Source organism: Paenisporosarcina sp. NPDC076907 (assembly GCF_050269735.1).
Lineage (GTDB): Bacteria > Bacillota > Bacilli > Bacillales_A > Planococcaceae > Paenisporosarcina.
The window spans coordinates 335788-359515 of the sequence record NZ_JBNNIX010000001.1 but is presented as its reverse complement, the minus strand read 5'-3'; the positions used below and the strand labels follow the sequence as shown (position 1 = coordinate 359515).

Sequence of the window (23728 nt, the reverse complement as noted above, 5' to 3'; positions counted from 1 at the left end):
TTCCAGTAGTTACTCTACATTTATCTTATCTATAATTTAAGCCAAAGAGATTTCCAAAATAAGTATTATTATACATCATTACACTATCGAAACTGAAAAGAAAAAACACCAGTAAGAAATGAATCTTACCAGTGTTTATACCGTTTCTAATTTTTCAAGCTTACGATCGAATAGGATATTGCCAAACGGAATGAAGGCAACAATCACAGCGATGACACTATAAATAAACGGCCATCTCACGATAAAAGTCATATAGGCAATCATCAGGCAGTAGCTGACAAACAGAAACCCGTGAATGGACCCAACAACTCTCACTGCTTCTGGCATTCCAAAGAAATATTTTAATGGCATAGCCAGGAATAACAAGATTAATAGGGAGCCACCTTCCAATAATCCCATGAAACGAAAACGCTTAAGTGGTTTTTCTGACATTTTAACCCCTCCTGCTCTCTACATCCCTCATTATAGAGAGGTGTAGGGTAGGGTGTACAGTCATACCGTCTTATTCGAATGATTTTATTGATAGTGCCTTCAAGGATTTGTCACAGTTCTACTTATTGACGACGGGAATCCAGATCTCTGAATAATAATCTGCCTTTCTGGCATCATCGATTGTGTAAACTTCCATTTCGGCAGAACCGCTCGGTCGATAAGAACTGGAAGGGAACCATTCGCTATAGATTTTCTCCCACATTGATTGAATCGCTTGTGGCATCGGGCCAACAACTTCAAAAACCGCATATGTCGCAGCTGGAATTTCTAAACGTTCATAACGTGCAGGTACTTCATTTCCTTCATAAGCTGTGGCAATCCAATACTCTAAAGTATTTGTAGCTGTATCCATCATTTTGCAAACACCAAGCATTCCGTCCACTTCACCGTTGTTCAATTTCGTCAGTTCATCATTCACCCCGTTTTGATGAGCTTCTTGCCACATTTTCGGAATCTCACGTGTATTTTCTCCATTCTCACATGAGAACTCTCTTTTCACACCAATAATCTGAAAAGCCTCTTTTTCTTCAATTCGTACCTTCATCGGTAACGCCCCTTTCAATTGTACAGAGATGACCAAACGATTGTAGGAAGTGAATCCTTTTTTAGAAGAGCGGGCTTCAGAAGGCGACATCCCATGCTGTCGCTTGAATGCCTTCGCAAAGGATTCTGGTGTTTCATATCCATATTTGAATGCTACATCGATTACTCGCACACCCGTTAAAGCAAGCTCCTCCGCAGCGAGCGTCAATCGACGCCGACGCACATATTCCATCACACTCATGTCAGTCAGCACCATGAAAATTCTTTGAAAATGAAAGACAGACACATTCGCTTCCGCTGCGGCATCCTCCATTTTGAAATCAGATTCCAAATGATTCTCCAAATAATCGATCGACCGTTGCAGTGCTTCTATCCAGCTCATTTCATCACCTCGTATTTCCACTTTAATTCTATTTCGACAGTGAATCCTGTCTTTTCCTGCTTGATGCGGACAGATGCGTCATCATTAGCGTGCTGAGCGGTTGCTCAGTCTGACTTTTTGGGGATGACGTGTGAAAAAATGAGGTTCACGTGTGAAGAATGAAGTATCACGTCTGAAAAACCATATTCGAAAATAAAGTGACTCATTTTTTAACAGAAAAGGCTGCCGAGCAAAGCGAACAGCCCCATTTAAAGATTTTAAACCCACTCGAATAGCCCCAACAGCCATTGCTGAGGCCACTGAAAAACATGCATTTTTAATGAGACGGTATAAAAAAAGACGACTTTAAATTCGATTTTGAATTTAAAGTCGTCTTTTGAATTAGAAACTGGGTGCCCTTGGACTGTATTTTACTCCAATAATTTTAGTATTCGTTTTAGATTAACTGCAAATATCGCCATAGCCCCTTGCATTTGCATGCCTATTAGACCCGATGAAGATGCAACATCATACCCGTGTCTGTGTTTTAATTCACTATTTTTAGCTTCAATTTTATATCGCTCTTTTGACTTCTCTTTGAAAAAATCGCTTTCCTGAAATTGAGCCTGTCCCTTGTGTTCATTTGATTTTATCGTGACAGTATACGACTTACTTTTGGCGCCGTCTTTATAACATCCATCTCTAAAAGGGCAGTGTTTACATTTTGCAACATCAAAGAAGTATTGCGTGCGTGGATTTTTAGTTTCACCTTTTCTCTTACTGTGTGTTTTCTTGATTGCCATATGTCCTGCCGGACAAACATACATGCCTGCGTCTTTATTGAACTCAAATTCATCTTCTTTTTTTCGGAAACCTTGTGTAACGGAAGGGTTCAATTTTGCGACCAATTTCATTTCTTTTTCACTCGTATATTCAATATTTCCTTTTTCGGAATAGGCTGCGTCACCAATAATTGTTTCAACTTTCATTCCTGTGTTTAAGCTTTTCTCAATAAGCGTATCGAGTTGCTTTCCATCATTTTTCTCACCTGTCGTAATGACTGCAGCTGTAATAATTCTTTCCTCGCTCATCGCGAGATGTGTTTTATAACCGAAGAATGAAGAGTCCGCTGTTTTATGTCCAACACGAGCATCTGGATCATTAGATAGTTGAAGCTGTTCCTGATGGTCTTCTAGTGTTTCTTTTAATAGGTTCAGCTTTTCTTTTACTTTTGGATACTCACGAATGACCTCTTCCTTATCAATGACATCCAATAACTTCTGACAATAATCAAGTTCATCTTCTAGTACATCTGTTTTAGTTTTGAGTGGAAATTTAGCCTTTATACTTTCATCTACCTGATAGATTGTTTTTCGAAGTAGTTTCGAACGTTCCATTAATATTTCTTTTGGAGATTTTTGATTATAGCGTGCTTTCGTGTGAGTAGCATCGACGATGATGGCGTTACTTTTAATGATTTCTTTTTCAATCGCAACATCAACGGTTTTATTGATGAGTAAATCTAAAAGACCGACATCTTTTAATCGGAGTCTGCGGAACTTAGTTAAAGAGCTAGGATCCATAACAGGGTCTTCGGGTGCCATATCCAGAAAATATTTAAACGACATATCATACTTTGAACGCTCAACAATATCTACATCTGATAGGTCGAAAATAGATTTTAATAATAAATATTTGAACATGCGGATAGGGTGAATCGCATTTCTTCCGTTATCATGGCAGTATTTGTCCTTAAGTTCATCGTATACAAATGAAAAATCGATGAGATCATTAATTTTTCGTAGCATATTATCTTTTGGCACGACTAAATCATAAATCGCCATAAAGGGACTTAAATTCATAGACTGTTGATTTGGAATCATCGTAAACACCCACTTAAAATTGATACCCTTATTATACGATGAAAAAAGCACCCTTTCCTCAAATAAATGGAGGAAAGGATGCTTTCTTGAATCAATGGACTTTTTCAGTGGCCTCGCCATTGCTTGGTGGGTGTTTCTGTGAAAGAAGTGATGCCAGGAGCGCTGAGCGGTCGCTCAGTTGGAAAAATGGGGGGTGACGTAGGAATTTTAGGCGTTGACGTAGGAAATTTGGAGGTTCACTTAGGAATTATCGCCGTTCACGTAGGAATTCGGGTACAATCAGAAAATCCGAGAGGTGTGACAAGGGAAAAGTACCTTTGATTGCATGACTTCCTTCAAGTATTATGATTAAATGACTTCAACAGCCCTCAAAAGGAGATTACCAAATGCTCATTCATGGACATCAAGTACAAGGAAACGATGTGGACAAAGAAACGCGTTGCGCTCATTACCACTCTGAAATTGACCGAATCGCCATTAAGTTCTATTGTTGTAGCACTTACTATCCTTGCTTCTCTTGCCATGAAGAAGTCGGATGCAACTCTCCTAAAGTTTGGCCGATTGATCAATTCGACGAAAAAGCCATTTTGTGTGGCGCATGCGGACATGAATTAACGATCGATGAATATTTGTCTTGCAACTCTACTTGTCCTTCTTGCCACAGTGCATTCAACCCTGGCTGCAGCCTACATAAGCATCTTTACTTTCATACGCAAATGTAAGAACGTTGAGCACTTCCTAAACGAGGAAGTGCTTTTTTCATGCACCTTCTGTCTGACAAATCCTGTTAATACTTCAGTCATTTGGCTAAGGAAAACTAAGCACCATTGGATGAAAGCCCTCCACACTTCAGGCGTTATAGTAAATGTATAGCCTTAGTTCAAAATTAAAAAGGAGATAAATACAATGAAAAATCTATATCAGGATTCACGTTTCCGGCTGATTATATTTGCGAATATTGCTTCATCGATTGGCTCGGGAATCACAATGATTGCCATCCCTTGGTTGTTGGTTTCTAGTGAAAACGGGAACGCCGTATTCGGTTACATAACAATCGCCATGACCATCATCAGCTTTGTGGTCACGCCTTTTATTGGGCATCTTATCGACAAAACCTCCCGCAAAAAACTGCTTATCACGAGTAAAATTGTGAGCATGCTTTCCTTACTGGTTTTTACGATGATTGGATTCTTAGGGATGTCTTATGAAATATGGCATTACATGATTATTTATATGATTGGCAGTCTGTATTACACGATTTTCTATCCAACAATGTTTGCACTTAATCAGGAGATTTTCAGTAAGGAGCATTATAAATCTTTGAACGGAATTATGGAGGTTCAGGGGCAACTATCAAGCATGATTGCAGGGGCTATCGCCAGTATTTTATTGACACATTGGGATTTACACTATATTTTGTTGCTCGATGTGTTATCTTTTGCCGCGGCCATACTCTTTTACATAAAAATTCCGTATGCCCGAAAAAAACAAAAGACAACCATAAATACAGCCCCTTCAAAAGCAACGGAAGGTCTGAGTTATATGAGGAAGCGACCACTCATGTTCATGTTCCTTCTTTGTTCGATGATGCCGTTTATCGGTGTAATGATTACCAATTACCTATTCCCCGTTTATTTGTCCGATATTCTTAAGACATCTGGGAGTGTCTATGGAATTCAAGGAATGGTCTATGGATTAGGAGCTATCGTGGCTGGAATAACTGTTCCAGTCATTGCTAATAAAATGGGTGATGGAAAGACAATTATTTATGCAGTAATTACTTATACGATTGCCATTTCCTTCATTTTAATAGCAAATGTCCCTTTGTATCTGGCGCTTATGTTTTTCATTGCGCTTGGTAATAGTGGTGCCAGGGTAGCTCGAAACTCTTTCTTGATGGATGAAGTCCCTAATGAATTAATTGGGAGGGTGGATAGCCTATTCCGCTCTTTAGGTTTGCTATTAAGAATTGGACTAGTCGCTATCTTTACTGGTATGGTCTCTTCGGGTTTGATAATTTATTGCTTTATCTCACTTAGTGCCTTATTGTTTGTAACATCTATTATTGTCTTGCTAACTTGGAGAAAGGCCTTTGAGTCACCAATCAAAGAGAATTATCAAGTCACTCTAAGAACTGTAGAGTAAATTGAAACTCATAAAGGACCTTCCCTATGGCGGAAAGGTCCTTTATCTATACTGCTAGTTCGCTGTAAACACGTAAGTAGACAACGAAGAGATGGTGGGAGTTTTCTTTACGGCTTCTTCCAATAAGTTTACTTCGGATATTATTAACGTTTTTAGTTTGTCAGGCATTTGTTTAATTTCTTCAAGTTCATTTTGATAATTACTTAATGTCATTTCAACTTCCCATTTCCCATCCTGGAGCTCTGACGAGTAAACAGATTGTTCATTGGTGATTGTCCAACCTGCTTTCCTAGCAATAGATATTAAATCATTCGGTGTGAACAATGTCCGTACATTTGACCAACTGGATTTCTTGAAGCATTCGTATTGGGCTTGAATATGTACTGCTAGAAAATGAGGATACTGTTCCATGGTTTGAAGCCGCGGATCCCATTCTGCAAAACAAAGTTGTTTAGCCCATTTTCTAGATTTCTTCAACAATTCGTACAGTTCATCTGTAGATTTTAAGTACCAGGAACAATGTGACAATACGACATAATCAAAAGTATTCTCAGGAAAATCGATATCTGGTGCTATCACATCTACTTCGAATTCCATATGGATTTGTCTTCCCAACTCCGATTTCATTAAATAGTCAGCGGAGTCTCCAACAGTGATTGGACTACCATAGCTGGCAGGTGCAATATCGATTCCATGTACAAAACCTGTATCTCCTACCATATAAGCAAGAACTGCAGTTGTATCCCCTTGTCCACAGCCTATCTCCAGAATACGCTTCCCATCTGTAATCCCCCAAACCTCAGCAAGCTTCAGACGGTGTTCAGTTTGTATGAACTGAATGCCTTTCATCTGTTCATTTGTTGCCATACAGTCCACTATGTTTTGGATTTCACCATAGCTCATCGGACACCTCTTTTTATTTTTATCATATCATTACACCGTTTCATTTAGCTGATAATCAAGACGAGGATATAGGTCGAAAATCCTTTTTACTAAAAATTCCCTCTTTTCTTGTAACTCTTTTCACTTCATAACGTTCTAATCGGTATTAACGAAAGGTGGTAAAAAAGATGAAAAATGTGCTGAAATTTTTCTCTACAGCAGTTATGGTCATCGTTCTGGCAGGCTGTGGAACAACTGCAGATACAAGTGAACCGGGAGAAGTAAACACAGGCTCAGGAAATGAAAACAGTGGGATTGTCGAAGGCTCAGTTGTACCGAGTCTGACAGAAGAAAGTACAGACGGAGCACACCAATTTGTATTTCAATTGAGAAATGACAAAGAGACAGACGTAAAATTGTCGATGAATAGTTCGCAATTCTTTGATTATCAATTAGTAGACAGCTCAAATACAGTTGTTTATAAGGACTCCGAAAACAAAATGTACACACAAATGTTGCAGGAAAAAATCTTGAAGCCTGGTGAAGTCCTTGAAATGAGGTTTGATGCAACGGAAGGTCTCGCTAAATTGCCTGCAGGGAAATACAAGCTCGAGGTTTGGTCAACTGCCAATGAAGCAGAAGATTGGAAAGCATCTACTGAAGTAACATGGGACGGTAGCGAGGATGCTGCATCTGATGACGGAAAATTGAAGGTGGAAGAATCTTCGGTTACTTACGTGGGACGCCAGGATTTGAACTCAATTGAAGTGAAAAATGATAAGAACGAACCTGAAGCAATGAGATTATCTGAAACAGCCAAACCATTCTTTGATGAGTTGGAAGATGGCGCAAAAATTAAAGTCTTCTATGTGATTATGGATGGACAAAAAGTCATTCAAAATGCGGAGAAAGAATAAAGCAATTCTTCAATAGTTCATTAACAAGGACCGATCAGTAATCTGATCGGTCCTTGTTAATGATAGTCTCATATCATTTTGTGCAACCTGGAAATTCATTCTGTCTACCTGGAAAGCAAATCTGTCTACCTGGAAGACCATTCTGTCTACCTGGAGCCTGATTTCTTAAATCTCCCAAGCTGATCCTTTTAGTTCGATTTCAAACTAAAAAGAATCAGCACGATCCCACTAAATAGACAAATCATTTTGGTTAACGGTATTTTATCAGCCAAGCCTACCAATCCAATTCCTGTGGTAAGGATTAAAATAGTGGGACCTACTAAAGCGAGTAGAGTATTAATATAAAACGCTTTTTCCAAGTCGTTGAATTTGAGCATTAATAAAGCCGCTGTAACTTCTACACTTCCCCCAATAAGTCGTAATACTATCATGAATAGAAGTGCCTTCTCAATGTGATTGATCTTGATCACCTTCTTCCGGATAAAACTTTTCTATGTAATAACAACTTGCTTTCTACTATATGTATGCTCAACCGTAAATATTGAAAAGTAACTTGATAAATTGAAGTAGCATTTTATTTCACCTGCTCTTCTTTTTGTGAAAATCACTTACTTCCACCTACAATTCTCCGTATAAATATGCATTTATTTATACACAAAAAACATAAAACTATAATACATTAGTATTTTCATCTTCTTTTAATGCCTTCACTACAACTTTTTACCTATTATTTTCTGAAAAATAAAACTTTTATTTTTTGAATAAAAATGCTTCCCAACTTATAATTCTCATGATAAACTCCATTTAACACAAAACCATATATTAACGGGAGTGATTATACATGATGAAAAAATGGAGTTTAATTGGAACACTAACACTTGGGGCAATGCTTTTGAGCGCGTGTGGAGGCGATGCTTCTAAACAAGAAGGAAATGAAACAGCAGGTTCTGGTGATCAAAAAGTATTGGAGATGGCGACATCAGCTGACTTCCCACCATTTGAATCACGAAATACAGCTGGTGATTTTGAAGGATTCGATATTGATTTGGCTAATTACATTGCCGACGAACTAGGATACGAACTAAAAATTAATGACATGAAGTTTGATGGTTTAATTGGTGCTTTACAAAGTGAACGAATCGATATGGTACTATCCGGTATGTCTGCAACGGAAGACCGTAAAAAAAATGTTGATTTCTCTACTGAATATAACCAATCTGGCGAAATGTTCATTACATTAAAGGATTCAGACATTAAAACACTAGAAGATTTGGAAGGCAAAAAACTTGGAGTGCAACTTGGGACGATTCAAGAAGACGGCGCTAATAAACTCAAAGAAGAAACGGTCGACTTTGAAATTAAAGCAGTGGATAGTGCTAACGTGTTAATTCAAGAATTGTTGTCCAACCGAATTGATGTTGCTTATATGGATAAAGCGGTAGCTGAAGGCTTCATTGCCGAACAAGATTTGGCTGGCTTCGAAGACACTACTTCTAGCTCACCTGGAATGGCTGTGGCTTTCCCTAAAGGAAGCGAACTGACTGAAAAAGTAAATGAAGTTCTGAAAGAAGCGGAAGAGAACGGCAAACTTCAGGAATTAAAAGATAAGTGGTTATCTGAAGAATAAGTACTTAAAGTCACAAAGATTTATACAAAAGCAAAATAGAAATGAGGTGTAAGGCATGAATTTGGACTTTGGGCAAATCACGCCTTATATTCCTTTTATGTTAGAAGGAATTTGGGTAACGTTAAAATTTGTCGCCGTCGCGTTGATCGTTGGATTTATTCTCGGAACGCTATTGGCATTGTTCAAGATTAGTCACATTAAACCATTGAATTGGTTTGCTACTGCGTATACCTCGATTTTCAGAGGAACGCCTTTGATTTTGCAGTTGATGACCTTTTATTTTGCCATCCCCCAACTGACTGGCTATGATATTTCTCCATTTTTATCAGCCGTTTTGGCATTTGGATTAAATTCAGCTGCATACATTTCTGAAATCATCCGTGCTGGTATTCAAGCAGTGGATCGAGGACAAACAGAAGCGGCTATGGCACTTGGTGTTCCTTATCGCCAAATGATGAAAGACATCATTTTACCTCAGGCCATGAAAAACATCTTACCGGCACTAATGAATGAAGTAATCACACTAACAAAAGAGTCCGCTCTTGTTTCAACGATTTCCGTCTTGGATTTAATGCGTCGTGCACAAGTCGTCGGTGCGGATATTTATCGTAATTTCGAACCGCTGCTGTTCGTCGGTTTTATCTATTGGATTATGGTCGTTGGTCTATCGACAATCGGACGAATGATTGAAAGGAGGTTGAAGGTCAGTGATTAAAGTTGAGAATCTATCTAAAAAATTCGGTAACAACGAAGTACTTCATGATATTTCCACTGAGATTGCTAAAGGTGAAGTAGTTTCCATCATCGGACCTTCAGGCTCTGGAAAATCAACGTTCCTACGTTGCATGAACATGTTGGAAACCCCAACATCAGGTAAGATTCTGATTGAAAATCAAGACTTAACGGATTCGAAAACGCCGATTCATAAGATACGACAACAAATAGGCATGGTTTTTCAACACTTTCACTTGTTTCCTCACCTTACCGTACTTGAGAATTTAACGTATGCACCAATGAAGGCAAAAGGCATCAAAAAGCCAGTTGCTGAAGAAAAGGCGCGACTATTACTTAAAAAAGTAGGCTTGTCTGAGAAAGAAAAAGCTTATCCAGGCAGCCTTTCAGGTGGTCAGAAACAACGTGTCGCAATCGCCCGTGCGCTTGCCATGGAACCTGAACTTATGCTGTTCGATGAACCTACATCAGCTCTTGATCCCGAAATGGTGAAAGAAGTATTGGATGTCATGAAAAATCTTGCTAAGTCCGGGATGACGATGGTCGTGGTCACACATGAAATGGGCTTTGCACGCGAAGTCGCGGATCGAATCCTGTTCCTTGATAATGGTGTGTTACTTGAAGAAGGCCAACCCACTGAATTTTTCACTCAGCCAAAAACTGCTAGAGCAAAAGAGTTTCTGGATAAAATTTTATAATTGAGAGTTTGTAAATGCTGAATGGACGGTAATTGCTTGCGACTGGACGAAAACGTGGATTGAGTGGTCAAAAATCGATGCTGACTGGACAGAAAACCGTTCTGAATAGACGAAAACCGAAACTGAATGGACAAAAACTCATATGTAAAACCAGTAGGCATACGCTCTACTGGTTTTTTCGTGCACTTATTCGAATTGTTCCGCTTCAGTGGAACCGCTTAAAGCAGTCGTAGATGATTTACCACCTGAAATGACAAGTGATACTTCGTCAAAGTAACCTGTTCCTACCTCACGTTGATGACGGGTTGCGGTATAGCCGCTTTCTTCTGCAGCAAACTCGGCTTCCTGCAATTGGGAATACGCCGCCATCCCCCGCTCCTTATACCCTTTCGCAAGTTCGAACATGCCATAGTTAAGCACATGGAAGCCTGCAAGTGTGACAAATTGGAATTTGTATCCCATCTTTCCTAACTCTTGCTGGAAGCTTGCAATTGTTTCTTCATCCAACTTCTTTTTCCAGTTAAATGAAGGCGAACAGTTGTAAGCCAATAGTTTCTCGGGAAATTTCTCGTGTATTGCTTCCGCAAAAATTCTTGCTTCTTCCAAGTTCGGCTCGGAAGTTTCGCACCAAATTAAATCGGCATAAGGCGCATAGGCAAGCCCACGTGCAATCGCCTGATTGATTCCATCATTCGTTCGGTAGAAACCTTCTGGAGTCCGCTCCCCTGTAATGAATTGGTGATCATACGGATCTATGTCACTCGTAATTAAATTGGCTGCATTGGCATCCGTTCTTGCAATAATGACCGTTGGCACACCCATCACGTCAGCCGCCAAACGTGCAGCAATGAGGTTGCGGACGGCTGTTTGTGTCGGAAGTAATACTTTCCCACCCAAGTGACCACATTTCTTCTCAGAAGACAATTGGTCCTCCAAATGTACGCCACCAGCCCCGGCTTCAATCATTGATTTGGTCAACTCAAATACATTCAGCGTTCCACCAAAACCCGCTTCCATATCCGCTACAATGGGGGCGTACCAATATGTATCGCCCTTTCCTTCCGCTTGCTGAATTTGATCAGCACGTTGTAACGCTTGATTTATTCGTTTCACTACTTGTGGTACGCTATTGCTCGGATATAAACTTTGATCGGGGTACATATGTCCTGACAAGTTGGCATCGGCAGCTACTTGCCACCCACTTAAATAAATTGCCTTCAAACCTGCTTTCACCTGCTGCATTGCCTGGTTCCCAGTAAGGGCACCAAGTGCATTGACGTAGTCTTCCGTGTTGACAAGCTCCCATAAACGATTGGCGCCTAAAGTTGCAAGTGTATGCTCGATGACGATTGAGCCTCTTAACTTCACGACATCTTCTGCACTATAGGGTCTAACCACGCCTCTCCAACGGCTGTCATTCCAACTCTCTGTTAATAACTCCGCTTGTTGTTTTCGATTTATCATATCCAAATCTCCTTATCATTTAAGTAAAAAAATCTTTAAACAGCCTAACTGAACAAATCAGTCCAAATCCGCGCAGCATTGAATAGACTCTTTGAAACTATCAAATTCCTGTCCGCAAGCAAGACAAATATTTAAATGTTTTCTTTCCTTTTTGGATTGAAACATAACGATTGGTGTCATTTCGTTTGTACTAATTTCCGGTTGATTTTCAAACATGGGTATCCCTCCATTTCATTTTTTCTTAGTCAGCTCTTTTTGGCAGCGTTTTGTGTTTTGTACTGTAATCTTCTGCGGTGTAAAATCGGTTCCGTATAGCCACTCGGCTGATCTTTTCCTTTAAAAACAAGTTCACAAGCAGCTTGAAACGCAATGGATTCTTCGAAATTAGCGGACATGGATTGATACAACGGGTCGTCGCCGTTTTGTGCATCTACAATTTTCGCCATACGTTTTAAAGTCTCCAGTACTTGTTCTTTAGTACAAATTCCATGGTGAAGCCAATTGGCCATATGCTGACTTGAAATACGCAGTGTCGCTCTGTCTTCCATTAACCCTACATCATGAATGTCAGGCACTTTCGAACAGCCCACTCCATGCTCTACCCAACGGACCACATAACCGAGCAGCCCCTGTGCATTGTTATCCAGTTCCTGTTGGATTATTTGTGGTGACCATCCTTCTTTAGCTAATGGAAGCGTTAAAATATCATCTGTTCGATCTTGAATTTTCTTCTCCAGCCCTCTTTGCACATTCGAAAAATTTATTTGATGGTAATGAAGTGCATGCAAAGTTGCCGCCGTCGGTGAAGGTACCCAGGCAGTGCTTCCTCCCGCTTCCAAATGACCGATTTTCAGTTCCATCATTTCCTTCATGCGATCCGGCATCGCCCACATGCCTTTCCCAATTTGCGCCACCCCTGGCAAACCGCAAAGCAGCCCATTATCAACATTTGACTTCTCATATGCCTGAAGCCAACAAGAATGTTTCATATCATTTTTTCGGATGACGGGCCCTGCCAGCATCGAAGTATGAATTTCATCTCCCGTACGATCCAAAAAGCCCGTGTTGATAAAGACAATTCGATTTTTTACTTGTCGAATGCAGTTTTCAAGATTTATCGAAGTTCTTCGTTCTTCATCCATTACGCCAACCTTCAACGTATAACGGTCCAGCCCTAGCAAATCTTCCACACGATTGAATAGTTCATTGGCAAAAGCCACTTCAGCCGAGCCATGCATTTTGGGTTTCACAATATAAACTGAACCTTGCTCTGAGTTCCTCAAACGTCCTGGTGCTTTTAACAGATCATGTTTCGCGAGTAAACTGGAGATGACCGTATCGATGATTCCTTCTGGCACTTCCTCATTTAGCTCATCCAGTATCATATTGGAGGTCATTAAGTGACCCACATTTCGCACAATTAATAGAGAACGCCCGCGTAACAGTCGTTCTTCCCCTTCAGGCGTCCTGTATGTTCGGTCAGCGTTCAACTCTCGTCTAACTTCCCGTGAACCTTTTTTAAACGTCGCCTTCAGTGTTCCTTTCATTAATCCAAGCCAATTTCGATATACCAATACCTTGTCTTCTGCATCAACCGCTGCTACTGAATCCTCGAAATCGAGTATGGTCGATAAAGCTGATTCAACTATTAAATCTTTCACACCCGCTAGATCCACTTTCCCAATTGGGTGATGGCGATCGATTTGCATCTCCACATGCAATCCGTTGTTTTGAAGAAGAATGGACGATGGCAAGGATTCATCCCCAGTAAAGCCTATAAATTTAGATGGTTCCTGCAAGACTGACTGTTCACTTCCCATTTCCACAATCAGTTGATTTTGTTCAATTCGATAACCAGTCGATTGCAAGTGTGAGCCCTTTTCCAGCGGTATAATTAGGTCCAAAAACCTGCGGGCATACAAAATAACTTGCCGTCCCCTCAGCGGGTTATAGGTGGTTCCTCTTTCGGTGCCATCTTGTTCATCAATGACATCCGTTCCGTAAAGCGCATCATATAGGCTACCCCAACGTGCATTGGCTGCATTTATTGCATAACGAGCATTATTGACCGGTACGACAAGCTGCGGCCCAGCGAGTGAAGCAATTTCATCATCTACATTTAAAGTCTCAATCTGAAAGGGCTCCCCCTTTGGTTCCAAATAACCAATTTCTTTTAAAAACATTTCGTATTTCGTCCGATTTTCAAACCAATTATGATTGCCATGCCATTCATTAATTTTTGTCTGCATCTGTTCTCGTACAGTCAACAACTCACGGTTCTTTGGAGCCAATTCATAAATTAGTTGACTCAAACCTTCCCAGAACATATCGCTCCTTACATCACTGCCTGGCAAAGCTTCATCTTCTATAAACCGATATAATTCATTTGAAATTTTTAAACGGTTCCGTTGAATCACTCAACCGCCTCCAGTTGTTATAGTACAGTTATTTTTTTATATACTATTACATAACAATCTGTTTCGTGCAGTCACTTTCATCATTTTTTTTCTTAAAGTAAATCGATCTTCATCGCATTATCTAAAAAAGAATAAAAAAATGATATAAGACCACTCTAAAGTTACAAATACACAAGGAGGCTGTTGAACTAATGAAAAAAACATGGATGATCTTCTCAACCATCCTTTTATGTATCGCGTTAATGGGATGTGGCACTAAAGAAGAAAAAGATACTACCAACAATTCTGAAAGTAATAAACCTATTGAGGAAAATACAGATGAAACAGCAAATGACGAAGTTAATTTAGAGCTTGCTGATAAAGCTTCAGAAAAAATTATGGAATTAGAAGAAGTGAAAAGTGCGACTGTCATTCTTACAGATAACAACGCCTATGTCGGGGTGGTATTAAACAAAAAAGCAGATGGAACAGAAATAAAAGAAGGTTCAGAGGAACTTGATGAACTATACGCCAAGATACGAAAAGAATTAAGTATGACAAACGCCAATGTTAAGAATGTTTATATTTCTATAAATCCTGAATTTGTAACCCGTATGCAGGACTATGGTAAGAAAATTGATGAAGGCAAACCAGTGGAAGGCCTATTCGAAGAATTTAGCGAAACTGTTAAACGGGTCTTTCCGGACGCTAAATAGTTCCACTTCCAGAAATCAGCCTTATTATTCCCGCGTGAGAACCTGAATGTGATATTTATTTCTTAGAAACCTGCCTATGTGGCAGGTTTTTTAATTGGTTCACGACTCTTGGTTGTAATTATCGACGTTCACGTAGGAATTATCGAGGTTGACGTTGGAAAATTCAGGGTTCACGTAGGAATAATTGACGTCCACGTTGTAAAAAGCATCTTTTGGAATGTACAAAAGCTCCAGCAGGAAAAGCAAAGTGGCGAAATCCACACGAACGAACAGTTCGAGTTATTTCGGCGCAAGCCCGCGGAAAGCGCAGCTGTTTTACGGCATATCAACCTCACATTGATTTATTCATAGCTTATATTGTGTGGGGGTTTTCGAAGTGTTCAACCTACCAGTAGCCACCTTATTTAAAAAACAAGAAAATGAGTTCGCAGAATTCAACCTATATCGATTCTTTGAAATCACATAGATTATGTATAAAACTAAATGAGGTTTTAACATGACATACACGAAACACGTTATAACGATATTGGGCAGTGCAGGAGGAGTGGCAAACGGGATACTTTCGATTCTCAACAACTCCTTGCAGGATCAGCAGGATCCAATTAATGAAGTTATGAATAATTGCTGCATTCATTTAATTGATCATGTACAAAAACAAGCATCTGACTTTGCTCTTTCTTTTCCAAACTTAAAAGATAAGTTTGTTTTCCATGAATTCGATTTGAGAGACGCTGAACAATTTATGGATCATTTAAGAAACACCCTGACTTCTATTGTCATTGATCTTTCCTGGGCGGATACAGTTGAGATGATGCAGTGTTGTGATCAGCTCGGTGTCAGCTATGTAAATACAGCGTTGGAGAACACGATGATTGATGAAAACGAAGAATTATATGAAGGGTTTGGCTTGATTGAACGATTTAGGCATTTGGAAAAGGTTAAAAACAAATTTCTAAATCACACAGCTATTATCGGTTCTGGAATGAATCCCGGTGTCGTTCAGTGGATGGCTCTTGAACTTCTAAAGGCAGATTCAGCTGATAATAAGCCAATCGGCTGTTATATTGTAGAGCATGATAACTCGTTTTATAAAAATCCAGAACGAGCGAAAATGAATGTAATCTACACCACATGGTCCCCTGAATGTTTCCTTGACGAGGCTATTCTTAGCCACCCCATGTTTATGAAGCACCACAACCCCCTCTTCTTCTACGAAAAGGTTTATAATCTTGAATTCAAGGTCACCTTGGGAAATAAACAGTTTTATGGTTGCTTAATGCCCCACGAAGAAGTCTATACCCTTTGTAGGCTTTTCGACATGGAAGGCGGCTTCCTTTACAAAGTGAACGATCATACGACGAACTTGATACGTGAAAACATCGATGACTTGGATAAATTGTGGAATTATGAGATGGAGGTGCTTAATCCTGAAGAGGAAGCATTAATTGGCGAAGATTTAGTAGGAGTTTTGCTCGTTTATCCCGATAAAGAACGGTACATGTATAACGTGTTGAGCAATGAAGCAATCTTTTCCAAATTTAAAACAAATGCAACTTATTTCCAAGTAGCCTGCGGAGTTTACGCCTCCCTTTGCACACTGCTTTTGGATTCAGTCCCTAAAGGGGCGTACTATGTTGATGAACTGCTGTTGAACACCGAGAACAACTATGGAAAATATTTAACGCACTATATGACGGAATTCATTACAGGAGAAAACAAACAGACAGACGGCCTGTTGCATCAGCGCATGCACAACCGTCGTACATCAGATGAGTAATCAATTAATTTGCTTATAGACGGTTCATTGGGACGTTCATTTCTTAGTGACCTTTAACAATAGCCGAGCTTTCTTTCAACTTAAATTATCCTATTTTCTTACAGTAACAACTTACTTTATTTTACGAAGCGTCAATAGATCCGTATGAGATATGACATCAATTTGATGGTTGCCTTTTATGTAATATACCGAATCGCCTTCTCGTTGTCCTTTTTCCCAACCATTTACTTTTAGTACCACTTCGTAAGCTACCGGGATTCCGTGTTCTTCGGAGACATGGGACCACTCATACGTTTTCCCCTGTGTACTTTCTTCAACTAGCTCAGCATGCTTAGGTACTGGGAAGTTAAATAGCTCTTTCGAAGATTGATAGGCAAATACAGTCGTCGAATATAAACCAACTCCAATAAATAGCACTACGGCAAGCACCCAACCAATAATCTTCATCATAAAGCCTCCCCCTTCCTTCACAAAACCGAACTGAACAATGATATGTAAATTATACCCATTATCATAACATGTAGATTGAAGATGAGTTAGCATTATTTTACATTTTACCGAAATTGATGTTGGGAAATATTTGACTCACCCTTCACTTTAATCATTAAAATTTCCGTACCCTTACTCCCATTAATATCGATATGTTAAAAAGTATCTTGGATGAACACCTATTGGACTTCACTGATTATACAAAACAAATCCTTAAGAGTTCATGATTCTCAAAAAGCCCCCACTCTCCAATACAAAATTGGTAGAGAGGAGGCTTTTTAAGGATTTACATTGTATTCTTTTTTAGTCCCTGTGTTCCTAACCTGATTCACTCCATCGCTAACCGAATCTTTTTAAAAGGATTTTTCCATTCCATCAATAATGCATTATGATGCGAGTCTTTATCATCCAAATAATTTGGTACTAGACAAACTGGCGTACGCCCGCATCTGAGTAAAAAAGTAATGACTGGATCCTTTATCTCACCAGCAACCACCTTCTCCACATACGCTTCCGGTGTTAGTTGAACTGCATGCATGTGATATCCAGGCATGCGTCCTCCTCCAAGTACACGATCAAGTTTATCGTTGACCACTCGCTCGTACATCGACTGCATCAACAATTTCCCAATATCCATTTTGCGATATTTAGGCTTTACGGAAATATCAACGATGTACAATGTTTTCCCCATAGGTTTATGATTCGTAATATAACCACGATCAGTCACCTCATCCCAAGTATGCATGGGGTTTTCTGAATCGAAATCGACCAATAATCCGGTAATCGAACCCGCTATTTCACCATTTAACTCTACACATAATGCACCTTCTGGGTAAATCCCCACATGGTTTTTTAGCTGTTTTTCATTCCACCACAGATCGGAAGGAAATGGTGGTGGAAAACTCTCTTTCTGAACGGCAATTAAGTCTTCAAAATCTTCTTCGCGATAATTTCTGACAACCGCTGGAATAGGAGTTGATTCCATAAATACATATACTTCTTTTCTATACATATTCTCATCTACTTTCGAAAGGCATAATGCAATTCTACGTCATCATCGGAAATTCAATCGTAAATATTTTTCCCACCTCAACCCCGTGTCGAAGAATGGTCGACTACTCCACTTTCTCCGCCTTCATGAGTTATCCCAAAAAATATATTAAGGGTACAATACATTTCGGTTTACGAATGTTATAATATTCTAACTATTATATATTTTAAGAAATTTATTATTGTTAGTAATTTACAGGAAAAGGGAATGAACTTATTGATTAAAATGGGAACCAAACTAAAAGAATTGAGAATGAAAAAATGTATGACTTCTGAGGAGTTAGCAAAAAATCTTGATGTTGCCAAAAGTATTATCTGGAGTTATGAATTAAATAAGAAAGAGCCTAGTAATACACATTTAATTAAGATAGCCGATTATTTTGATGTCTCAGTGGATTACTTACTGGATCGGGAACAGCAGAATAATACAGTCAATTTTCAATATCCACTCGATGACGTGATCGACAAATACACTTTCTTAATTGACAATCGGCCGGTAGGAAAAGAAGAATTGCTGGACACAATTGCTTATATAAAAGCCAAAAGAATTTTAACCTCGCAAAATTATAGTTAAATAACTAACGTAGTATGAATCGAAAAATCAAGTGGAGGCTGAATACATGTGGGACCAGCAACTTATTGAAACAACTAGAGGAACTTTCGAGATATTCATAAAAGGAAATGGCGAACCCATGTGTGTTACTCATTTGTACAGTGCCTATAATGCAAATGGAAATACATTTGCTCATGCATTCACCAATTATTTCACCGTTTATCTCGTGAATCTACGTGGAGCTGGAAACTCGGTTGGTTTTCAGACAACCGATGAGTTAAGCATGAAAGAATCCATCAACGATCTGGAAGCCATTCGTGAGGCACTTCACATCAAAAAGTGGGCATTTGCCGGTCATTCCACTGGAGGAATGCTTGGGCTCGTTTATGCCCTCCAAACACCTCAATCTTTAACACAAATCGTCATTGGCGGAGCCTCCGCTTCCAAGGAATATATGAACCACCCAGGAAGTATTTATTGTAAAGACAATTTGAATAACAAACGACTGCTGGAGATTTTCAGTACATTGAACTCCCCATCGAGCTCAATTGAAGAAAAAAGATCCGCTGGTCGGGAGTGGACGGAAATGTCCATTTACCGTCCCGAGAAGTACGAAGAGTATTTTAATGTACCAAACAGTGGCAGTGTCGTTCCAGATCGACTCAATTATTATTCCTACTTAGAACTTCCCACATATGATTTAATGATTCACTTAAGTACGATCACTGTTCAAACCACTGTATACTGTGGTTTACATGATGCACAGTGTCCCTATATATTTTCTGAACAAATCGCACATGCCATTCCAAATGCAAGCCTTTTTACATTCGAAGAAAGTAACCATTTCCCTTTCACTGAAGAACCTGAACATTTTATGAATATGATTGCGAAAACAGTATGAGTTTAATGAATGCTTACAGCTCATCATGTGATAATTGATATTTGGTTACCTTTCCTTAGAAGCATCCAGTTTCGCTATTTGATTATTGTGTAAACCGCTTAATATAAGGGTCGCCAAAATCGCCCCCGCAAAGGCACAAGACATATCCCATTGCGCGTCCCACTGATCTCCTTGCATGCCTAGAAAGTCTTTAGCTACTTTTTTGGCATTCGGCAGTTTCGTACTCAGCCATTCAACAATTTCATACAACGCTGCAAGGGCAAGTACCATACTGATGGATATGGCAGTCAACCAGCTTCCTTTAAACAATGGGGTTTTCCTCACTAAAATTTCCCTAATCACAATGACTGTTAGCCCTTTTAGAAAATGTCCAAATCGATCGTAGTGATTCCGAGCCAAATGGAACTCTTCTTTTAGCCAATTAAATAGGGGAACCTCAGAATAGGTATAGTGACCTCCGATAAATGTAAGGATGGACAAGATTGCAATGATTAAATAAGAAATGGTTGTCAGGCGAAACTTGTTATAAGTAGCTACTACTACAATGAGTGCCACCATTGATGGCACAACCTCTGCCACCCATGACATAAAAACGGCCGGTTTTATAACAGACCACACGAATACAGCTAGTACCAATAAAAGTAGAAAAATATGAAGCTTTGTCTCCTTACTAGATGCCAACGTTTCCACTCCTTCCGCTAACAGTATGCGAAAAAATAGAATAGTGCATACCTGCTTAATCATGAAGAGCCACTTATCAGGATACTTTCACAGTTAATTGGTATCGAACTCTGTTTATTCAACATGACACTCAACTTATTCGGAGTAAGAGGGAATTTAATCGGCATAAAATTGGATTTAATCGGCTTCAACTTGTACTTGTCACGATTTCTAGTACTTAAAGTTATCCTTTCAGTTCAATAAACTCAAATGTGTTAACCATTATTAAAAATAGGTTGACTAATAAATTCGGATTTTCTATACTGAATTTATATTGAGTTACTGGAGGGTTCACATGACGAGTTCCACTGCAACAAGATCAACTAACCATTCACGCACTTTACAATTGGTACAAACTGCGATGTTTGCCGCTTTAATGATGGTAGGTGCCAACATTTCATCGTTTCTAATCATTGGTGGTGTCCCAATCACACTTCAAACATTCTTCGCCATACTAGCAGGTCTCTTATTAGGGAAACGTACTGGCGCAATTGCGATGCTTGTATATGCTTTAATCGGTTTAGCAGGATTACCTGTATTCGCAAACTTTTCAGGTGGATTTGATACAATTCTAAGCCCAACATTCGGCTTTATTGTTTCCTTTATATTGGTCGCTTATTTTGTTGGTCTCATTGTTGAGAAATACCCAACTAAAGTTGGATTTGTAGTAGCGGCATTAGTCGGGACTGCAATCAATTACCTTTTCGGAACGAACTGGATGTATGCTGCTTATAAAGTTTGGGCTGCAGCACCAGAGGGCTTTACATACCAAATGGCTTGGGCTTGGATGGCCGTACCTTTGCCAAAAGATCTTCTACTTTCGGTTCTTGCTGGCTTGTTCGGTTATCGATTACGTCCAATCATTCAAAAATATTTATAATCTCAAAAACCCCCTCACCACGCTGGTCAATCGCCGGTTGGTGAGGGGGTTTATTATTCATTTGTTTTCTATTCCCAAATGATTTCCATTACTTTATGCGGGGAATCTGGTTGTCTTTTCTTCAGTTATTTCTTATGGCGATGTTAAAGTAAATGGTTCATATTGTATAGAAAAATGAGCCTGGAAAAGCATTTCCAAGCTCATTTTTTCCTGTCTTTTTCACTAAAGCATCCACTAGCGCAGTTGATTGTACTATTCATATTCCCTTAAACCGGTGTATTTTGGTGTCCGTGAGCGTCCGTAAGTTACTGGCGTTGTCGTTTACTCTCTTCACTTTGACGGACGATTTCGTCAACGACACGCTCGATCGGTGCGGTGGAGTCGATTATTATTCCGTTTTTCGGAATGTCTTCTTTCGTTTGGTGTAATCGCGTAATGAATTCCCGTTCTGTCTTTTTCCCGCCAAACTCATCTTCCGGTCGCTCGTCAAGCCGCCGATTCAATGTGTCAATGTCGACCTCGAGGACAAACACTCCGTCAAATAGATCTATAAATTTCGAAAAGTTCCTAGAGCCACCGCAGAAAAATGTTACCGCCTCATCCTGTTTGGCCACCAAAGCTTTTACTTTATCTACATGCCAAATGTGGTTCTCGTGCGTGGCAGTATCCGTCGGTGTACCAGTTTCCGAATCGCCTTGATAAGCCAATTCACGGTCACCATGAATGGCATGGTAACCTCGCCGCTGCAATTCGTTGCAGACTGTTGTTTTACCGGAGCAGGAAACGCCTTCAATCAGATAATTCCTAATGCCCATGTCTAGTACCTCCATTCAATTGGATAGGAATCGTAAGGTATACCTATTAAAGTTCTCTTTGAAGTGTAACATCTGCTTGTCAAAAAAGTTGACTGCTTCATTCACTAGGCTTTAATTTAAATTTCATATGTACCTCCAAAGTTTAAACACTTTCACAATATTATGTTTATTTTAAACATAAGTTTCCATAAAAAATTATATAGGGAAGCCCATTCTCACATACATTATCGATTAATAATTAACCTTTTCCTTTAACAGAGTCTTTCTTTTTAATAATTTCATCAAGCTTAAACTCCGTAGGGATATAGTGTTGATCAGTAACAATATTACCGCCGTCACTAAAAATCTTAACCTCATGAACTGTATTCTTTCCTTCGAATATTATTCTACCATCCGGCCCTTTTTCAAAAGAAATTTTTGACAAATCCTTTTTGGGAGTCGAATTTATTTTTTCAATGAAGTCATTTATAACGTTCTTATTCGTAATAACATACGGTCCGTCTTTATCAAAATTCGTATAGATAGTCATTTTAGAAAAGTCGTCGTCTTTTATCAGTTTATCTCCAATCATCATGTATCCACACACGATGCAAACCATAGTAGTTACAAATATGTAGAAAAGCTTACGTTTCATATATCAACATCTCCATATATATGAACTGATAATTACTAATCACAACCTCCTCCGCCGTCACCGCCACTGTCTCCTCCACTATCTCCACAGTCACTACCCCCACCGTAGTAGCTCCAGGCGTAGTCATTTGAAGACTGCTTTTTAGATTTCTTTTTGTGGATCTTTGTTGGTTTTCTCTTTTGGGTGATTTCAAAAACAGCTGGTAAGAACATCCCTAAAATGAATGATGATATAACGAATGAAGATGTGGTGTATTCAAAACTGTCTAAAATTGTTATGACAAGGGCTACCATCATTAATTCTACGACCATAAACTTAATGACATCGAAATTGAATCCAAGTTTGAAAAGCAAATATATGATTTGGGTATTTTTAAGGACGAAGATACTGGCAATTATTATAAATATGCCCATGAATAAATAGTAGATCATCTTCTTTCCCCGCTTCCTTAACAAGATTTCTTTTATAGTAATACGTTCAAAATAGGCGTTGCGTTTCATTTAGTCAATTATAAAAAAAGGCAGCTGAATTTGTTTTTCAACTGCCTTTGTCAAAAATCGACTTTATTAAATTTCAAAGGAACATGTTATCTCCATAATCCCAAAATGAAGCCAATAACAGTAAACGTCACTACATGGTATCCTGCATTAATCAAAAATAATTTCAAAGACTTTCTTTCAAATAAATACGTGATTCCCATTGCGGTAGCAACCCAAAAAAGTCCAGCCATAAAACCAGCAGAAGCGCCGAACATCGCATCACGTTCCGGTCCTAAAAATAACACGAAGACAAATGAAATGATTAAAGATAAAATAAAGGACCCTCCAAAAATGATGCCCATATTTCCTTGCTTTAACTTTTCTTCATCAAACCCATTCTCTACCATCCATGACTTTGAAAATAGCACTGAATACCAAAGACCTCCTATAACGAAAGCCGATAAAGCTGCTACTATAACTGATAAATAATTGATTGATTCCATCGACTGTGAAAAATCCATTTTCTTCACCCTTTCCTACTTCCAAAAACATTGAGGCCATCATCACAATATCA

The 23728-nt window shown here is 39.2% G+C and carries 27 protein-coding genes; 12 read left to right on the top strand and 15 right to left on the bottom strand.

The window, feature by feature from the left end:
- Positions 1-135: 135 nt before the first annotated feature.
- The 3 genes from ACQKEV_RS01790 to ACQKEV_RS01780 all read right to left on the bottom strand — a co-directional run bounded on the left by ACQKEV_RS01790 (position 136) and on the right by ACQKEV_RS01780 (position 3279).
- Positions 136-432 (bottom strand): DUF3817 domain-containing protein, encoded by a 297-nt coding sequence (locus ACQKEV_RS01790; protein WP_427442786.1) that lies wholly within the window; start codon positions 430-432, stop codon positions 136-138.
- 118 nt (positions 433-550) lie between these two features.
- The gene (locus ACQKEV_RS01785; protein WP_427442784.1) at positions 551-1417 is read right to left on the bottom strand and encodes an AraC family transcriptional regulator; all 867 of its coding nucleotides are present in this window, start codon (positions 1415-1417) and stop codon (positions 551-553) included.
- A gap of 410 nt (positions 1418-1827) precedes the next feature.
- Positions 1828-3279, bottom strand: coding sequence for an IS1182 family transposase (locus ACQKEV_RS01780; protein WP_427442782.1), 1452 nt, complete (start codon positions 3277-3279; stop codon positions 1828-1830).
- A 138-nt stretch (positions 3280-3417) separates the two neighbouring features.
- Here ACQKEV_RS01780 and ACQKEV_RS01775 point away from each other — a divergent pair, with 138 nt between their 5' ends.
- The 3 genes from ACQKEV_RS01775 to ACQKEV_RS01765 all read left to right on the top strand — a co-directional run bounded on the left by ACQKEV_RS01775 (position 3418) and on the right by ACQKEV_RS01765 (position 5424).
- Positions 3418-3600: a hypothetical protein gene (locus tag ACQKEV_RS01775; RefSeq protein ID WP_427442780.1), complete on the top strand. Its 183-nt coding sequence runs from the start codon at positions 3418-3420 to the stop codon at positions 3598-3600.
- Positions 3601-3665: 65 nt separating this feature from the next.
- On the top strand, positions 3666-4001 hold the full coding sequence (locus tag ACQKEV_RS01770) for a CHY zinc finger protein (RefSeq protein WP_427442779.1): 336 nt from the start codon (positions 3666-3668) through the stop codon (positions 3999-4001).
- 184 nt (positions 4002-4185) lie between these two features.
- Positions 4186-5424 (top strand): MFS transporter, encoded by a 1239-nt coding sequence (locus ACQKEV_RS01765; protein WP_427442777.1) that lies wholly within the window; start codon positions 4186-4188, stop codon positions 5422-5424.
- A gap of 54 nt (positions 5425-5478) precedes the next feature.
- Here ACQKEV_RS01765 and ACQKEV_RS01760 read toward each other — a convergent pair whose 3' ends face one another.
- Complete coding sequence (locus ACQKEV_RS01760) at positions 5479-6327, bottom strand: class I SAM-dependent methyltransferase (protein ID WP_427442775.1); 849 nt, start codon at positions 6325-6327, stop codon at positions 5479-5481.
- Positions 6328-6494: 167 nt separating this feature from the next.
- On the opposite strand from ACQKEV_RS01760, the gene ACQKEV_RS01755 reads away from it, so the two are divergent.
- Entirely contained in the window at positions 6495-7223 is a 729-nt protein-coding gene (locus ACQKEV_RS01755) for a BsuPI-related putative proteinase inhibitor (protein ID WP_427442774.1), read from the top strand.
- 188 nt (positions 7224-7411) lie between these two features.
- Here ACQKEV_RS01755 and ACQKEV_RS01750 read toward each other — a convergent pair whose 3' ends face one another.
- Positions 7412-7684 (bottom strand): YqhV family protein, encoded by a 273-nt coding sequence (locus ACQKEV_RS01750; RefSeq protein WP_427444794.1) that lies wholly within the window; start codon positions 7682-7684, stop codon positions 7412-7414.
- Positions 7685-8064: 380 nt separating this feature from the next.
- Here ACQKEV_RS01750 and ACQKEV_RS01745 point away from each other — a divergent pair, with 380 nt between their 5' ends.
- Genes ACQKEV_RS01745 through ACQKEV_RS01735 form a run of 3 tightly spaced genes read left to right on the top strand, consistent with a single transcriptional unit; the run spans position 8065 to position 10280 of the window.
- Positions 8065-8850 (top strand): transporter substrate-binding domain-containing protein, encoded by a 786-nt coding sequence (locus ACQKEV_RS01745; RefSeq protein ID WP_427442772.1) that lies wholly within the window; start codon positions 8065-8067, stop codon positions 8848-8850.
- 55 nt (positions 8851-8905) lie between these two features.
- Positions 8906-9565, top strand: a complete 660-nt coding sequence (locus tag ACQKEV_RS01740; protein ID WP_427442770.1) for an amino acid ABC transporter permease — start codon at positions 8906-8908, stop codon at positions 9563-9565.
- A complete protein-coding gene (locus tag ACQKEV_RS01735) occupies positions 9558-10280 on the top strand; it encodes an amino acid ABC transporter ATP-binding protein (RefSeq protein WP_427442768.1) in 723 nt (240 codons plus the stop codon). The genes ACQKEV_RS01740 and ACQKEV_RS01735 overlap by 8 nt, the downstream gene beginning before the upstream one ends.
- 186 nt (positions 10281-10466) lie before the next feature.
- Here ACQKEV_RS01735 and aceA read toward each other — a convergent pair whose 3' ends face one another.
- Genes aceA through ACQKEV_RS01720 form a run of 3 tightly spaced genes read right to left on the bottom strand, consistent with a single transcriptional unit; the run spans position 10467 to position 14161 of the window.
- Entirely contained in the window at positions 10467-11744 is a 1278-nt protein-coding gene (gene aceA, locus ACQKEV_RS01730; RefSeq protein ID WP_427442766.1) for an isocitrate lyase, read from the bottom strand.
- A 57-nt stretch (positions 11745-11801) separates the two neighbouring features.
- Positions 11802-11960 carry a hypothetical protein gene (locus ACQKEV_RS01725; protein ID WP_427442764.1) on the bottom strand — a complete coding sequence of 53 codons (159 nt, stop codon included), beginning with the start codon at positions 11958-11960 and terminating at the stop codon, positions 11802-11804.
- Between the two features lie 29 nt (positions 11961-11989).
- Positions 11990-14161: a malate synthase G gene (locus ACQKEV_RS01720; RefSeq protein ID WP_427442762.1), complete on the bottom strand. Its 2172-nt coding sequence runs from the start codon at positions 14159-14161 to the stop codon at positions 11990-11992.
- 191 nt (positions 14162-14352) lie between these two features.
- Here ACQKEV_RS01720 and ACQKEV_RS01715 point away from each other — a divergent pair, with 191 nt between their 5' ends.
- Positions 14353-14856, top strand: coding sequence for a YhcN/YlaJ family sporulation lipoprotein (locus tag ACQKEV_RS01715; protein ID WP_427442760.1), 504 nt, complete (start codon positions 14353-14355; stop codon positions 14854-14856).
- Between the two features lie 496 nt (positions 14857-15352).
- Entirely contained in the window at positions 15353-16633 is a 1281-nt protein-coding gene (locus ACQKEV_RS01710; protein WP_427442758.1) for a saccharopine dehydrogenase NADP-binding domain-containing protein, read from the top strand.
- A gap of 111 nt (positions 16634-16744) precedes the next feature.
- Here ACQKEV_RS01710 and ACQKEV_RS01705 read toward each other — a convergent pair whose 3' ends face one another.
- Both ACQKEV_RS01705 and ACQKEV_RS01700 read right to left on the bottom strand, forming a co-directional pair.
- Entirely contained in the window at positions 16745-17083 is a 339-nt protein-coding gene (locus ACQKEV_RS01705; RefSeq protein WP_427442756.1) for a hypothetical protein, read from the bottom strand.
- 367 nt (positions 17084-17450) lie between these two features.
- Positions 17451-18134: a GNAT family N-acetyltransferase gene (locus ACQKEV_RS01700; protein ID WP_427442754.1), complete on the bottom strand. Its 684-nt coding sequence runs from the start codon at positions 18132-18134 to the stop codon at positions 17451-17453.
- Positions 18135-18380: 246 nt separating this feature from the next.
- On the opposite strand from ACQKEV_RS01700, the gene ACQKEV_RS01695 reads away from it, so the two are divergent.
- Together ACQKEV_RS01695 and ACQKEV_RS01690 are read left to right on the top strand one after the other, a co-directional pair.
- Entirely contained in the window at positions 18381-18746 is a 366-nt protein-coding gene (locus ACQKEV_RS01695; RefSeq protein ID WP_427442752.1) for a helix-turn-helix domain-containing protein, read from the top strand.
- Positions 18747-18792: 46 nt separating this feature from the next.
- Complete coding sequence (locus ACQKEV_RS01690; protein ID WP_427442750.1) at positions 18793-19626, top strand: alpha/beta fold hydrolase; 834 nt, start codon at positions 18793-18795, stop codon at positions 19624-19626.
- A 45-nt stretch (positions 19627-19671) separates the two neighbouring features.
- Here ACQKEV_RS01690 and ACQKEV_RS01685 read toward each other — a convergent pair whose 3' ends face one another.
- On the bottom strand, positions 19672-20307 hold the full coding sequence (locus tag ACQKEV_RS01685; protein WP_427442748.1) for a DUF2238 domain-containing protein: 636 nt from the start codon (positions 20305-20307) through the stop codon (positions 19672-19674).
- A gap of 334 nt (positions 20308-20641) precedes the next feature.
- Between ACQKEV_RS01685 and ACQKEV_RS01680 the strand changes: the two genes are divergently transcribed.
- Positions 20642-21226 carry a biotin transporter BioY gene (locus tag ACQKEV_RS01680; RefSeq protein WP_427442746.1) on the top strand — a complete coding sequence of 195 codons (585 nt, stop codon included), beginning with the start codon at positions 20642-20644 and terminating at the stop codon, positions 21224-21226.
- Between the two features lie 305 nt (positions 21227-21531).
- On the opposite strand, the gene ACQKEV_RS01675 is transcribed toward ACQKEV_RS01680, so the two are convergent.
- From ACQKEV_RS01675 to ACQKEV_RS01660, 4 genes are all read right to left on the bottom strand, one after another.
- On the bottom strand, positions 21532-22041 hold the full coding sequence (locus ACQKEV_RS01675) for an AAA family ATPase (RefSeq protein WP_427442744.1): 510 nt from the start codon (positions 22039-22041) through the stop codon (positions 21532-21534).
- A gap of 238 nt (positions 22042-22279) precedes the next feature.
- Positions 22280-22675: a hypothetical protein gene (locus tag ACQKEV_RS01670; RefSeq protein ID WP_427442742.1), complete on the bottom strand. Its 396-nt coding sequence runs from the start codon at positions 22673-22675 to the stop codon at positions 22280-22282.
- A 35-nt stretch (positions 22676-22710) separates the two neighbouring features.
- Positions 22711-23106 carry a hypothetical protein gene (locus tag ACQKEV_RS01665; RefSeq protein WP_427457677.1) on the bottom strand — a complete coding sequence of 132 codons (396 nt, stop codon included), beginning with the start codon at positions 23104-23106 and terminating at the stop codon, positions 22711-22713.
- 155 nt (positions 23107-23261) lie between these two features.
- Positions 23262-23675, bottom strand: a complete 414-nt coding sequence (locus ACQKEV_RS01660; RefSeq protein WP_427442738.1) for a DUF1761 domain-containing protein — start codon at positions 23673-23675, stop codon at positions 23262-23264.
- Positions 23676-23728: the final 53 nt, after the last annotated feature.